Genomic DNA, 13,625 nt, shown 5'->3' with positions numbered 1-13,625 from the left:
ACATCCAGGACAACTTACTGCTCCACCATAATGACATTTACATGAACACAATTCTGTTGGATCTTTTTTTAAACTCAATATCATTAGATAACACGAATAGTATTTGACTTTTATAAAATTAGAATAAATCTAGTTTTTTTATTATTTTTTTAATTTAGATGCAAGTTGTAATGTTTCATCTACCATTTCTTTTAATCTATTTTTTGCATCTTCATTTGAAATTTGATTATCTGTAAATATTTCAGTTGTTAGATAAACCGCTTTTGGATTTGTAATTACTCTAAAGTATGATAACAATTGCGTAATTACTGTTTGAACATCAACAAAACCAATATTTCCAGCAGCTAAAATTGCCATTCCTGCAACTTTACCTTCTGTTTTTTTATAATCAACATATTCAAAGAGATTTTTTAATGCAGAACTAAAAAATGAGTTGTAAATAGGTGAACCAATCAACCATACATCTGCCTCCATAATGTCTTTGGCAGCATTTTTGGTTGCTTCATTATACTCTACATCAAATCCTCTATAACATTCAATTTCTCCATCTGAAAGGTTGATGAATTTTGTATCTGGATTTTTTGACTTTGTATATTCGTTAACATACTTCATAATTATCTGTGTATTTGCAGTTTTTCTTGGACTAGCTGAAATAACTACAATTTTCATAATTTTTTCTATTATTCTTTGTATTTAATCCCTGCAATTTTTAAAATTAAGCGGGCTTGGAGGGCTTCGATCCCTCGACCTGTAACTTAGGAGGCTACTGCGCTATCCATGTTGCGCGTCAAATTTGACTCTGCGCTACAAGCCCAGCAGAAAAAATCTTCTAAATTATTTAAGCCTAATCAAGATTAGTTTGAATTAAATCTTGAATTTCTTTCCAATCTGAATTTTCTTTATCTTCCCATTTTTCATAATATACAACATCTTTCAGATCTAATCTCGGTAACCACTTGGCAGTTTCAAGATCAGGTTTATCTGCAAATTCATTCACATAACCTAAACACAAGTATGCCACTGGAACTACATGTTCTGGCAATTGGAGAGTTTCTTTCAATATTTCATTTGATAAAATACTTACCCATCCTAACCCTACACCTTCTGTTCTTGCTGACAACCATAAATTTTGAATTGCGCAACACACACTGTATAGTCCAGCTTCAGGAATACTAGATCTTCCAATTACAAATGGACCAAATTTTGTGGGATCATATGTTACGCAAAGATTAACAGGAGATTCTAAAATTCCTTCTAGTTTAAATGATAAATATTTAGATTTTTTTGGTTCATCTACCACCTGTGATGAACGTCTTTTTTCTTCATCAAATGATTCTTTAATTTTCTTTTTTGTTGCTTGATCTTTAATTAAAATAAAATTCCATGGTTGAGAAAATCCTACTGATGGTGCATGATGTGCTGCATGAAGAATTTTTGATAGTTTGTTCTCTTCAATAGGTTTTGATATGAAATGTGATCTAACATCCCTTCTGGAATAAATCGCCTTATAGAACCCCCTTTTTTCCTCATCAGTAAAACTATCTTCCAATACTATCACTCATTATCTCTTTTTATTCAGCCTTTCTTTTCTTAAACGTTAATAATGTCTGAACATAGATTTTAACTTCAAAGGGCCGGTGGTCTAGTTTGGTTATGATGCTGCCTCGACATGGCAGCGATCGAGAGTTCAAATCTCTCCCGGCCCACTTTATTTATTTTTCAGATCTGAATTCATTTTCTGCTACACTCCAAGTACTTTGAGTTGTAATGATTCCTTCAACAACATAGTCTGTTATTTTTCCATTTATCATAGATTGATAAATTTCTGAACCAACTTCAGATTTTTTTAAAATGAATGTATTTTTCAGAGGAACTTCACCGCCAGCAAAAATTTGTGCTCTACCAGGTAATGCTACATCTTCTGTAGAATATTTTCCAGAACCTAATAACACATCATCATCATACAGTTCGTATGCAATCACTGGAACTACGTATATTTTTTCACTAGGATTTTTTACAAGAAATGTTAAAACAAATTTTGCTTCATCTTCTCCAGCTTCCCTTAATGTTACATCTGTTAATTCAACTTCAACTTGATCAAGTGATACGTTATCTAGACTGGCATAATACACAATTCCTCCCATTAAAGCTAAAACTCCAGCTATTGCTGCATATACTGTTAATCTACTTTGTAGTGCCAATTTGATATGATTTTTAATCTACAAGTAAAAAACGTTGTCAAGATCCAAATACATAATATTTGATACAATATCTGAATAATTATGGCTGCAATAGAACAAGCAATTATTACTTGGATTCATCTTGTTTCAGCTACAATTTGGGTTGGCGGTTCACTCTTTATTGGAATTGTATTTTCTCCACTTCTAAAAACTATGACTAACTCTGTACAAGAAAGAATGCAAATAATGATCAGAGTTGGAAAAAGATTTAACAAAATTGCTGTACCTGCGCTAATAATTTTAATAGCAACTGGCATGTATAATTCTCATTTAATTTTAGGTAAGTCAACTATTCTTTTTGAAACAAGCTATGGACAATTTTTAATCATCAAAATGGTTCTTGTAGTTATTTTAATCATAACATATGCGATACATGTTAGAGTGATTCGTAAAGATGTTGAGGAAAAAATTATGTCAAACCAAATGTCTGAGCCTGAAATTCAAAAATTACGAAAAAAGATAATCATTCTTGGTGAAATTACAGTCGTTATTTCCCTTGCAATTCTATTTTTAGCATCTTTACTTGATGCTGGTGTTTGATATTCCTTCAATTATTACTTCATAACCTTCTGATATCTTTCCAATTCCATATTTACATCCGGTAATTTTTGATGTCACAAACAGATTTGTTTCTAAATGTTTTGTAATATTGTGAACTTCAAATTTTGTTTTACCTGAACTTAAACTTGCAGGTACTACTAACATGTCAGCCATGTTTTTATCTATTCCAAATGAATTATCAAAAATCTCTTTCATGTTCAAATCAAAATTTTGTGTTTTTTTATTAAATAGTCCATCTATTCCAATAATTGAATTTTCTTCAATACTGTAAATCAATACTGAAGATCCAGAATCACTTGCTTCTTCTTCTTTTATTTCAATTTCAATTTCAAAATCATGTTTCTGAATTTCTTTTCTAATCTGTTCAATTTTTTCTTCAATTATTTGTATTGGAATTTTTGAAAATGAACATTTCAATTGTAATTTTTGTTTTTTTCTTTTAGATAATTTTATTGATTTTATTTCTGATGGGTATACTTCTAATTTTATTTCTCCTTGACCCTTTGGAAAATATCCTCTTTTTGTTATTTCAATTTCAAATCTTATGCCCATTTTAGAATATGCCTCTTTTAGTACATAATTTGTATAATTCATTGTTGGACTCCACATAACGTCAGTACCTCCTTTAATTATCAAACTTAGTTTCTTTTTTGAAATTGATACTGTGGGAATTAAAACTTGTAAAATTAAAGAAATACTTCCAGCTGTTTTTACATCTTCAATTAATTCTAACTTTTTTATTTCTCCTGGAATAAATTTTAATTCAGTTGATCCAAGTTTATCGCCAATTACTTTTGCATTTGAAATTTTTTGTAAAATTTTAATTGCTGCAAGATGTTGAGGCCTTAATCCCTCATTTTTTCTATTTTTTCTAATGTTTTCTAAATGAATTGGTTGATTTGTAATACATGATAATGTAATAGCTGAACGTACAATTTGCCCACCACCTTCCCCATGTGCTCCATTAATTTTTAAAAAATTCATATTTTTTACTTATTTACACTCTTTATGATAGTTTTTTAAAAAGTCATTTCCTATATTTTCTATGAATGGTTTACTCATAGGTAGATTTCAACCATTTCATTTAGGTCATCTTGCAGCATTACAATTTGCAATATCAAAAGTTGATAAACTTTGGTTAGGATTGGGCAGCTCAAACAAACCTATTGAAAAAAATAATCCATTTTCTATTGAAGAAAGAAAAAAAATGATTTTATCTTCAATTGATGATTCAATTCAAAATAAAATTTTTATTTTTCCAATCCCAGATTTAGATAATCATGTAAGGTGGATTCAAAATATTGATACCATAGTTCCAGATTATGAAATTATTTTTTCAAACGATCCTATGACTGAACATCTTTATTCAAAAAGAAATGTTCAGGTAATTGCTATTCCATTTTTAAAAAGAGATCAATTATCTGGAACTCGATTAAGAGATTTGATTAAAAGCGATCAAAAATGGGATGATCTAGTTCCTGAAGGAACCAAACTTATTTTAGAAAATCTGGATGCAAAAAACAGACTAAAAATTCTTTAATTATAAATAAGCCTGAGCCTAACTCATTTTGAAGATATTTTGGAATATTTAGTAATGCTACCTGGTCCAACAAATGTACCTGAACGTGTTACTCGAGCAATGATTGAACCTTCTATTAATCACCGTAGTGACGATTTTGTTACACTCTATGAAGAATGTGTAAACAATACAAAAAAAATCTTTGATACTCAAGGAGATGCCGTTTGTTTATCTGCATCAGGTACAGGTGCTGTAGAATGTTCTGTTGTTAATTTAGTTAAAAAAGATGATAAAGTAATCATACCAGTAAATGGAGAATTCAGTACTCGTTTAGCACAACAAATTGAATGGGCTGGTGGACAAACAATAAGAATTGAAACTGAACCAGGTGTTAATCCTACATATGATCAAGTTAAAGAGGCATTTGATAACAACAAAGACGTAAAAGCATTCTATTGCGTTTGGAATGAAACATCTACTGGAACAATGATTAATTATCTTGATAGAATAAAGGATCTTACTTCCAGAAATGATTCATACTATGTTTTAGATGGTGTTTCCATTGTCGGCGGTGAAGAACTTCACATGGACAAATGGGGTATCGATATTGCAATGACTGGTGCACAAAAAACATTTGCATGCCCACCAGGAATTTCTCCAATTTGTATTAATCCAAGAACTAGAAAATACATGGAAGCAAACCCACCAAGTACAATGTATTTCAATTTACCAAGATACTTCAAATATTATGATGAAGCTAAACACACTCCATTCACTCCTGCTCTACCAGTTCTTTATGCATACAGAGAAGCAATGAGAATAATGCTCGAAGAAGGAATTGAAGAAAGAATTCAACGTCACAAAATTTGTTCTGATGCTCTATATTCTGGATTATCTGCAATTGGATTGACTCCATTTGCAAAAGAAGACTCACGTTCAACTGTAGTTATTGCATTAAACTATCTTGATGGACTAGAAGATAAAATATTCCGTGATACATTGGCTAAAAAATTCAGAATTTTAGTTGCCGGTGGATTCGGTAATCTAAAGGGCAAAGTCTTCAGAGTAGGATGTATGGGTGAAGTAAACGCATCTCATGTAATGAGATGTATTTCAGGAATATCCTCCACATTATCTATGATGGGTTACGAAACTGATTCACAAGCAGGACTAAAGATCGCTGAAGACAAATTAAAGGCACTGCCAAATCCTTCTTAATATTTAGAACGTTTAACTAATATAAGGAAATTCGAAAACGATCACATTGACTTTTGATAAAGGCTCATTAATTCTAGTTGATTATACTGCAAAAGTAAAAGATGATGATGAGGTATTTGATACCACTATTGAAGCAGATGCAAAAAAGTATTCACTTCATGAAGAAAATGCAAAATATCATCCTAAACTAGTTTCAATTGGTGAAACATCTTATCCTGTTTTAAAAGGATTTGATGAAGCATTAGCAAAAACATCAGTTGGAGACAAACTCACAATTGAAGTTACACCAGACAAAGGTTTTGGTGCAAGAGATTCTACTAAAGTTAGAATGATTCCACTAAGAAAACTTGGTGAAGATGCTGAAAAGGTTTCAGTTGGTGATACAATTGAAGTTGATAATAAAAGAGGAATTATTCGTTTTATTGGTTCAGGCAGAGTACAAATTGATTATAATCATAGATACGCAGGAAAAACAATTCTTTATGATGTCAACGTACTCAAAGCTTTAGACACACCAAACGATAAAGTTGATGCAATTCTAAAAGAACGACTTCCAGTTGAAGATAGTAAAATTGCTTTTGATTTGAAAGATAAAGAAGCTAGTATTACAGTTCCTGAGGATATTTTACGAGCAGATGGTTTACAAATAATGAAACATTTCATCCAAATGGATATTTTCAAGTTTGTTAATACTTTAGAAAAAATTAGTTTTGTTGAAACTCATGTCAACAAACAAACTCCTACAAAAAAACCTGAAGCAAAAGAAAAAACTGCTTAAATTAAATTACTTTAGTTGATTTTGCCAGATTCAATGCTGTTTTTTTAGTCATAATTTTTTCTTTTAAAATCGTGTAACGTTGAGGTCTTAACCCTTGTGCCATTATCAAAGCTTCAATAATTTTATCTGGTTCAATTCCAATTTGTTTTGCAGTTGTCGGTGCACCTACATCTTTTAATGTCTTAGTGATTTTTTTCCAATCTTGTCCTTGTAATTTTGCCATCATTATAGATCCAATCCCGCATTTTTCTCCATGAAGCCCAATTCCTGGAGCAATTTTATCAAGCGCATGTGAAAATAGGTGCTCTGCACCAGAACATGGTCTACTACTTCCAGCAATACATGATGCAACTCCTGCACTAATTAATCCCTCAACAATTACTCGAGGGTCTGTTCCTTTACGTGAAAATTCTGAAGAATTTTCCATAACAATTTTTGCACTCATCATAGCTAAATCTGCAGCATATCTTCCATAGTATTCTTTTTTCTTTTTATGACCTAATTGCCAATCTTTTACCGCTATAATATTTGCAATAAGATCTCCACAACCACTAGCCAATAATTTTGATGGAGCTTTTTTAATTACATCTATATCTACAAAAACTCCTAATGGAGCTGATGCTACAATAGAATGAGGTTTGTCACTTTTTACAGAAACAAAAGGACTTGCCATTCCATCATGTGATGCAGCAGTTGGTAAACTAACAAATGGTATGGATAAATTATATGAAATTAGTTTTGCAGTGTCTACTGAACGACCTCCTCCAATTCCTACAATTAAATCTGAATTATCTTTTTTAACAGATTTTTGAATTATATCAATGGATTTTATTTGATTGTCAATTGAGGTATGCCAAATATGTTGAATTTTTTTAATTTTTAATGATTTTTCTATTTTAGATTTTAAAACATTTTGAACATTTGTTCCACTAATCAATGAAACTTTTTTTGGCTTATTTAACGAGTATAGGAATTTTCCAAAGTCTTCGATATTTTTCTCCCCGATCTCTATTAATCTGGGTAATTCCATTGTGTGAGATTGCATGCGATCCTCCTTTTTCCTCATTATTTATCATTTCAAAGGATCAAAAAGTTATTTAAAAGGGTGACATGACATTTACTTTATCTTAAAAGGTGTATTTTGTCTACGAATATTGAAGAAAAAATTTTGCATGGGACTACCACTGTAGGTATCAAGGCAAAAGATGGTGTTGTTTTGTGCGCAGATATGAGAGCCAGTGCTGGATATTTTATTGCAAATAATAACACAATGAAAATTCAACAAATTGACCTTCATGCAGGTTTAACTCTAGCAGGCGGTGTTGCAGATGCCCAAAACATTGTAGATGTTTTACGATATCATTCTAATTTACACAGAGTAGATAAACAAAATTCAATATCTATCCACTCTCTAGCAAGACTATGTTCATTAATTTTTCATCAAAATAGAGGATATCCTTTCATGGCTGATATTTTATTAGGTGGATATGATGCAAGTGGTCCTGCATTGTTTAATGTTGATATGTTTGGCTCTGTTGAAGAGAAATCTTATGTTACAACTGGAAGTGGATCTCCAGTGGCTTATGGTTTATTGGAAGAAGAATATAGAAATGACCTCACAGTTGAAGAGGCAAAAAAAATAGCTTTAAGAGCTGTTAAAGCTGCAATCGTTAGAAACATTGGTACTGGTGATGGAATAAACATCGCAGTAATGGACAAAGATGGATTCCGTCTATTGACCGGTGAACAAAAGAAAGCAGTTATCGAACTTTAGTGATTTAATGCAAAAAAAACAACCTCCAAAAGAATTACCTCCTAGCAGCCAGAATATAATGGCAACCATACTGCAAAGTATGCCAAAGGAAGCTAGTATTACAAAGATAGAATATGAAGGACCAAGAATTGCACTTTATACAAATTCACCTAGATATCTTTTAGAAAATAATGAAACAATTTCAAAACTTGTTAATATTATCAAAAAACGAATTGTTATTCGAACTGATGAATCTATAAGAAAACCAGAGGATGAATGTAGAAAAATTATTGCTGAACATGTACCAGATGAAGCTAACTTACAAGCTACTCTTTTTGATACTTCAACTGGTGAAGTATCAATTGAAGCAAAAAGACCTTGGTTGTTACAAAGAAATGCTAAAGAATTCAATCATGCAGATTTAACAGAAAAAATTGGATGGAGATTAAGAATTAGAAAAGCTACTACAATTCCATCTAGAACTATTCAAACAATTAATTCAACTCTAAAACAGGCTTCTACTGAAAGAAGTAAACAAATGAAACAAGTTGGTGATGACATTTTTAGACCTCGTTTATCACAAAGAACTGAGGTATCTCTTCACACTCTTGGCGGTTTTGGTCAAGTAGGTAGATCCTCAATGTTGTTATCTACACCAGAAAGTAAAATTTTAGTTGATTGTGGAATTAATCCTGGCGCTCGTTCTCCAATGGATTCATACCCACGACTTGATTCATTAGATATTACATTAGATGAACTTGATGCTGTAGTAATTGGACATGCTCATTTAGATCATACAGGATTTTTACCGGCATTATGCAAATATGGTTACAAAGGTCCAATTTACTGTAGTGAACCAACATTACCTATGATGAATTTGATCCAATTAGATGCAATTAAGGTTGCAGCAGCACAAGGTAGAACTCCAATGTACGCTGAAAGAGATGTTAAACAAGTAATGCGACAAACAATTACTTTACCATATGGAACTGTAACTGATATTTCACCTGACATAAAATTAGTTCTTGCTAACGCAGGGCATATTCTTGGTTCTGCATTATGTCATTTCCATATTGGAAATGGTGATCATAATTTTGTGTATTCTGGAGATATTAAATTTGGAAAAAGTATTTTGTTTGAAGCTGCAAGTTGGAATTTTCCTAGAGTGGAGACATTACTAATTGAAAGTACATATGGTCTCAGAGAAGATGTACAACCTACAAGACAACAAGTGGAATCTTCCTTTATCAATGCAGTAAACAATACTTTGGCAGATGGAGGTAAAGTTTTGATTCCAATTCCTGCAGTTGGTCGTGCACAAGAAATTATGATGGTAATTGATCATTATATGAAATCAGGTGAAATGGTTGAGGCCCCAGTTTTTACTGAAGGTATGATTTCTGAAGCATCTGCAATTCATGAATCTTATCCTGAATACCTTGCACGAGAATTAAAGCAGAAAATTTTAGAAACTGATGATAATCCATTTGATTCTGAATATTTTACAAATATTGAACATGCTGACGCAAGAGAAGAACCAATGCGAGAAAACTCTCCATGTATTATTTTAGCTACATCTGGAATGCTAGAAGGCGGACCTGTTTTAGAATATTTTAAAAATATTGCACCTGATCCAAAAAATAAAGTTGTGTTTGTTTCTTATCAGGTAAATGGAACTTTGGGAAGACGTGTTCTTGATGGTTCTAAACAAGTATCTATGTTAGGAAAAGAGGGTAAAGTTGAAGTTGTTTCTGTAAATTGTGGTGTTGAAAAATTAGATGGATTCAGTGGACATAGTGATTACAATCAATTAATGTCATTTGTACAAAGACTAAGACCTAAACTTCGTCGTGTTCTAGTTAATCACGGTGAACGTTCAAAATCAGAAAATCTTGCAATGAATATTAGACGAACATTCAAACTTCCTGCTCATTACCCTCAAGTACAAGAAGCTATAAAATTATTTTAAATCGTATTCTGGTTTCCAGATCTTTATGCTAGATGGAGTAACAATAATTCTTTCTTCACCTAATCTTGCAATATCTGCATCAGCTGTTTTAGCAATCGAATACAGTTCTTCCACTACTTTTCGTAATTGATCCACATCTTTTTGTGCCAACGGTGTGACTCTAAGTATCAAAATTATTCCTTTTTTGATATCTTCTTTAATCGAATGTACATCACTACTATCCCTAATTGTGATTGCTTTGAGATATGTAGGGTTTTCTTGCTTCTGCATTATAATTAAAAATGAGATCTACTCCCTCAAAAACTCTTCCTTAGTTTTAACTAATTTTTTAAATTTTTCACGCCTACATTCTAAATCGAATGTATGATTCCTCTTTTGCTGTTTTTGAAATTATTTCTTCAACTGACTCGTTTTGTTTGATTGAAACAATTGCTGTTTTATCACTTGGTGCATCTGAATATCTCAATGTCACTGATGATGCAAATTCAAGATGTTTTTTTAAATTTACTCCACGTAAAATTGAAACAGGCCCAACAAAATCTTTAGCTTCCAGTAATATGTCATTTGGTAATGCAATTGCTTTTATCATTTCATTTTCATCTTCATTTCTTCCAACAACAAATTTTGTTTCTTCATCTAATCTGAAATGTCTTCCAATTTTTAATAAATCAATATCATTTATTGTTGGATTTTTTGTATGTTCAAACAAATCTTTAGCTTTAACTCCAAATTGTGGTTCTGTTAACAAACATCCACCTCCAGCATTTGGTGGATCTTCAATCCCATATTTTTTTGCCATATCTAATTGATTTCTTCTTGTTCTTCCTTCAATCATTCCAAGATTTTCTCTTTTGATTAAACCTTCTTTTTCAGGAATTGTTTCTGGTAATAATGCAGCAGATAGTGGTCTTACTATCTTTCCAACCAAGTTTGATTCTTTTTCAATTGTACGCAATGCTGGTGCATGTTGACTCATTGGTCTTTGTCCTAATACTTCACCAGAAATAATAAATTCTGCACCAATATCTTCCATGTGTTTTTTTGCAGCATCAAACATCATAGATCTACAATCAACACATGGATTAAATCCTGCACCAATTCCGTGTTTTGGTTTTTTTAACATCTCAATATACTCATCACCTAGATAAACAGTTTTTAGATTTACATCAAGATCATCGGCTCTTTCTCTAATTTCAAAACCACATCCTCTTCCACAATCAAAATCACAAAACGGAGTTTTTATTGCAACTGCAGAAACATCAAAACCTTGTTCTTGCATCATCCTAATTGCAAGTTGACTGTCTAACCCACCAGAAAGTAATGCAACAACTTTCTTTTTCTTCTCTTCAGTCACGATAATAAATTTTCAAATTTCCTTATACAAACTTTGCATCATACATAAATTGAGAAAATATAATATTTTGTTATGAAACAAAGAAGAAAAAATCTTCTAAAATATGCTAAAAAGATAGATTGTGATACATTGGTAACATTTGAGCCTGAAAATCTCTTCTATATGACTGGTTTTTGGGGGGAAGCTATAGGATTATTAGAAAAAAATGGAAGAACTACCATTATTGCTCCAGAACTTGAAGTTGGTAGAGCTAAAGATGAGTCCGAAGATTGTGATGTGATTACTGCCGAACGCGGATCTGGATTAATTTCTACTCTTATAGACAAAATAAAGAAAAATCATGTTTGTACTGATTGTAAGGATTATTCTACGATGATTAGCTTAAAAAAATCGATTTCAAATATTACATCTTCTACAGAACCATTTTACAATGCTCGAATTATAAAAGATGAAAAAGAAATTAGGATCTTAAAAAGAGCATCTAGAATTATTGATGAAATGTTTGAAATTTGTTCTAAAAAAATGAAAGTTGGACAAAAAGAATCCGAATTACAAACAATTTTGATGACATATGCTATGGAGCAGGAAATGTTTGATACTGGTTACAAATCAACTCTTAATCCATTAATTATTGCTGGAGGTCCAAATGGGGCATTACCACATGCGCAGGTAAGTCAACGTAAATTCAAAAAAGGTGATCTTGTTGTTACAGATCTAACATTAAGATACAAAGGTTATGTTTCAGATGCAACTAGAACTTTTGCATTAGGAAAAATTTCTTCACAAGCTAATGAAGCATATGAAATTGTTAAAGAATCACAAAAACTTGGTCTCAAATCTGTAAAACCAAATGTTGATTGTAAAGATGTTGATGATGCATGTAGAAAATACATTGAAGAAAAAAATTATGGTAAATATTTTATTCACTCAACTGGACATGGAATTGGATTAGAAGTACATGAGTTTCCAACTGTTTCTTATCGAAGTAATACTAAATTAAAAGAAAATATGGCTATTACAGTAGAACCTGGAATCTATATTGAAAATAAATTTGGAATTCGAATAGAGGATTCTCTTATTGTAAAGAATAAACCAATTGTAATGCATAAATTTACAAAAGATCTACTAACAATCTAAATCTAATCGTAAAAATCTACCAAGTTTATGATATATTTTGATTCAGGGTTATTTGATTTAATTTCTTTAGAATCGATATTTACATTCCAATCATAATTAATATCATTACCTTTATCCGATTTGAAATTTAATATTACTTGATATTCTTCTAAAGTGATATTTGTTACGACTACATGTATTCTAGTATTTCTATCATCAAATATTTTCATATTGGGATATTCTTCATTTATTTTATTTTCAATTGCATCTTTTACATTTAATCCTGATTCATTAGGACCATTATATTGCATTAAAATATCTACTACAATTTGTTCCTCCTCTGAAAGATCAATTAAAAAATCATCTAGATGTTTTTCTGATAAAACACCGTTTGCACTAATAACTATTAACGCAATTCCTGCAAGATATAGTGGAGCCCTTTTTTTAAGAAAAGCTTTAAGATTATTCTTTTTTGGCTTTTGTTCTTCTTTTTTATCTTTTTTACCCATCTAAATCCCTGTAAAATATCATAAATCTAAAGTTATTATTAACTAAACTGATTTAACCAATTTTTTATCAATATTCTGAATCAATCATCTTTGATTAATGATTTGATACTTGTAATGCTATCTGAATTTAATTTAATTTCTTTATGTTCTGCTAAGACATGTTCTGTTACTTGAGACATTAATTCTTCTACACTTTCTGCTGATGCTGACCAATTACAATCTTTTCCAGCATCTTTACAACTAATTGACTTTGTCATATTTTTGTAATTTTTTCCGCTTATTTAGGAAATTCGTTAATTTTTATGCCTAGATTTAAGAAATTACCTGTTTTTCAAAACTTAATTTTATGTAGACTTTTTTTACTAGAAAAAAATTATTAGTATTATTGAATTTTAACTGTATTTTTACTACATGCAATTTTAAACAAAATAATATTGAAGAAAGTGAATTTCTAAAACATCTTCAGGATGAACACACTAAAGAAATTATAGAAATTTCTAAAAAAGAAAATATGTCAATTAAAGCAGTAGAAATGATAACGATATCTAATTCTAGAGTTTTTATTAATTCTAATTAAAACAGGGAAGTAATGAGAAGCGGTAAAGGTA

Annotated in this window: 17 protein-coding genes and 2 tRNA genes; 9 read left to right on the top strand and 10 right to left on the bottom strand. The window is 31.0% G+C overall.

Translation table 11 applies throughout. The features are described 5' to 3' along the window. Positions 1–141 precede the first annotated feature (141 nt). From NMSP_RS07960 to bluB, 3 genes are all read right to left on the bottom strand, one after another. Entirely contained in the window at positions 142–669 is a 528-nt protein-coding gene (locus tag NMSP_RS07960) for an NADPH-dependent FMN reductase (RefSeq protein ID WP_086908238.1), read from the bottom strand. A gap of 51 nt (positions 670–720) precedes the next feature. Next, positions 721–814: transfer RNA gene (locus NMSP_RS08290), tRNA-Arg, on the bottom strand. 30 nt (positions 815–844) lie between these two features. Further along, complete coding sequence (bluB, locus tag NMSP_RS07955) at positions 845–1,549, bottom strand: 5,6-dimethylbenzimidazole synthase (protein WP_086908237.1); 705 nt, start codon at positions 1,547–1,549, stop codon at positions 845–847. Between the two features lie 82 nt (positions 1,550–1,631). Here bluB and NMSP_RS07950 point away from each other — a divergent pair. Next, a tRNA-Val gene (locus NMSP_RS07950) sits at positions 1,632–1,706 on the top strand. A 6-nt stretch (positions 1,707–1,712) separates the two neighbouring features. On the opposite strand, the gene NMSP_RS07945 is transcribed toward NMSP_RS07950, so the two are convergent. After that, complete coding sequence (locus tag NMSP_RS07945) at positions 1,713–2,201, bottom strand: LEA/WHy family protein (protein WP_192866172.1); 489 nt, start codon at positions 2,199–2,201, stop codon at positions 1,713–1,715. 81 nt (positions 2,202–2,282) lie between these two features. Here NMSP_RS07945 and NMSP_RS07940 point away from each other — a divergent pair, with 81 nt between their 5' ends. After that, on the top strand, positions 2,283–2,780 hold the full coding sequence (locus NMSP_RS07940; protein ID WP_086908235.1) for a CopD family protein: 498 nt from the start codon (positions 2,283–2,285) through the stop codon (positions 2,778–2,780). Here NMSP_RS07940 and rtcA read toward each other — a convergent pair. After that, complete coding sequence (gene rtcA / locus NMSP_RS07935) at positions 2,760–3,785, bottom strand: RNA 3'-terminal phosphate cyclase (RefSeq protein WP_086908234.1); 1,026 nt, start codon at positions 3,783–3,785, stop codon at positions 2,760–2,762. The genes NMSP_RS07940 and rtcA overlap by 21 nt on opposite strands. Before the next feature lie 61 nt (positions 3,786–3,846). On the opposite strand from rtcA, the gene NMSP_RS07930 reads away from it, so the two are divergent. The 3 genes from NMSP_RS07930 to NMSP_RS07920 are packed head-to-tail and all read left to right on the top strand — an operon-like array spanning position 3,847 to position 6,316. Further along, positions 3,847–4,341: a nicotinamide-nucleotide adenylyltransferase gene (locus tag NMSP_RS07930; protein WP_086908233.1), complete on the top strand. Its 495-nt coding sequence runs from the start codon at positions 3,847–3,849 to the stop codon at positions 4,339–4,341. Positions 4,342–4,380: 39 nt separating this feature from the next. After that, a complete protein-coding gene (locus NMSP_RS07925) occupies positions 4,381–5,538 on the top strand; it encodes a pyridoxal-phosphate-dependent aminotransferase family protein (RefSeq protein WP_086908232.1) in 1,158 nt (385 codons plus the stop codon). Between the two features lie 46 nt (positions 5,539–5,584). Next, a complete protein-coding gene (locus NMSP_RS07920) occupies positions 5,585–6,316 on the top strand; it encodes a peptidylprolyl isomerase (protein WP_086908231.1) in 732 nt (243 codons plus the stop codon). Position 6,317: 1 nt separating this feature from the next. Here NMSP_RS07920 and NMSP_RS07915 read toward each other — a convergent pair whose 3' ends face one another. Then, positions 6,318–7,382, bottom strand: a complete 1,065-nt coding sequence (locus tag NMSP_RS07915; protein ID WP_086908230.1) for a sn-glycerol-1-phosphate dehydrogenase — start codon at positions 7,380–7,382, stop codon at positions 6,318–6,320. A gap of 75 nt (positions 7,383–7,457) precedes the next feature. Between NMSP_RS07915 and psmB the strand changes: the two genes are divergently transcribed. After that, the gene (gene psmB / locus NMSP_RS07910; protein ID WP_086908229.1) at positions 7,458–8,090 is read left to right on the top strand and encodes an archaeal proteasome endopeptidase complex subunit beta; all 633 of its coding nucleotides are present in this window, start codon (positions 7,458–7,460) and stop codon (positions 8,088–8,090) included. Between the two features lie 7 nt (positions 8,091–8,097). Continuing rightward, positions 8,098–10,038 (top strand): beta-CASP ribonuclease aCPSF1, encoded by a 1,941-nt coding sequence (locus NMSP_RS07905; RefSeq protein ID WP_086908228.1) that lies wholly within the window; start codon positions 8,098–8,100, stop codon positions 10,036–10,038. Here NMSP_RS07905 and sepF read toward each other — a convergent pair. Together sepF and NMSP_RS07895 are read right to left on the bottom strand one after the other, a co-directional pair. After that, positions 10,030–10,308 carry a cell division protein SepF gene (gene sepF, locus NMSP_RS07900; protein WP_067959973.1) on the bottom strand — a complete coding sequence of 93 codons (279 nt, stop codon included), beginning with the start codon at positions 10,306–10,308 and terminating at the stop codon, positions 10,030–10,032. The genes NMSP_RS07905 and sepF overlap by 9 nt on opposite strands. Before the next feature lie 73 nt (positions 10,309–10,381). Further along, positions 10,382–11,392 carry a DUF814 domain-containing protein gene (locus NMSP_RS07895; protein WP_086908227.1) on the bottom strand — a complete coding sequence of 337 codons (1,011 nt, stop codon included), beginning with the start codon at positions 11,390–11,392 and terminating at the stop codon, positions 10,382–10,384. Positions 11,393–11,464: 72 nt separating this feature from the next. Here NMSP_RS07895 and NMSP_RS07890 point away from each other — a divergent pair, with 72 nt between their 5' ends. Further along, entirely contained in the window at positions 11,465–12,529 is a 1,065-nt protein-coding gene (locus NMSP_RS07890) for a M24 family metallopeptidase (protein WP_086908226.1), read from the top strand. A gap of 2 nt (positions 12,530–12,531) precedes the next feature. Here NMSP_RS07890 and NMSP_RS07885 read toward each other — a convergent pair whose 3' ends face one another. Then, positions 12,532–13,017: a hypothetical protein gene (locus NMSP_RS07885; protein ID WP_086908225.1), complete on the bottom strand. Its 486-nt coding sequence runs from the start codon at positions 13,015–13,017 to the stop codon at positions 12,532–12,534. Positions 13,018–13,097: 80 nt separating this feature from the next. After that, on the bottom strand, positions 13,098–13,274 hold the full coding sequence (locus tag NMSP_RS07880; protein WP_086908224.1) for a DUF1059 domain-containing protein: 177 nt from the start codon (positions 13,272–13,274) through the stop codon (positions 13,098–13,100). Between the two features lie 128 nt (positions 13,275–13,402). On the opposite strand from NMSP_RS07880, the gene NMSP_RS07875 reads away from it, so the two are divergent. Then, entirely contained in the window at positions 13,403–13,594 is a 192-nt protein-coding gene (locus tag NMSP_RS07875; protein ID WP_086908223.1) for a hypothetical protein, read from the top strand. Positions 13,595–13,625 lie beyond the last annotated feature (31 nt).

The organism is Candidatus Nitrosomarinus catalina (assembly GCF_002156965.1).
Classification (GTDB): Archaea; Thermoproteota; Nitrososphaeria; order Nitrososphaerales; family Nitrosopumilaceae; genus Nitrosopumilus; species Nitrosopumilus catalinensis.
The sequence above is the reverse complement of the archived record's forward strand: the minus strand, read 5'-3'. Positions and strand labels throughout refer to the sequence as shown.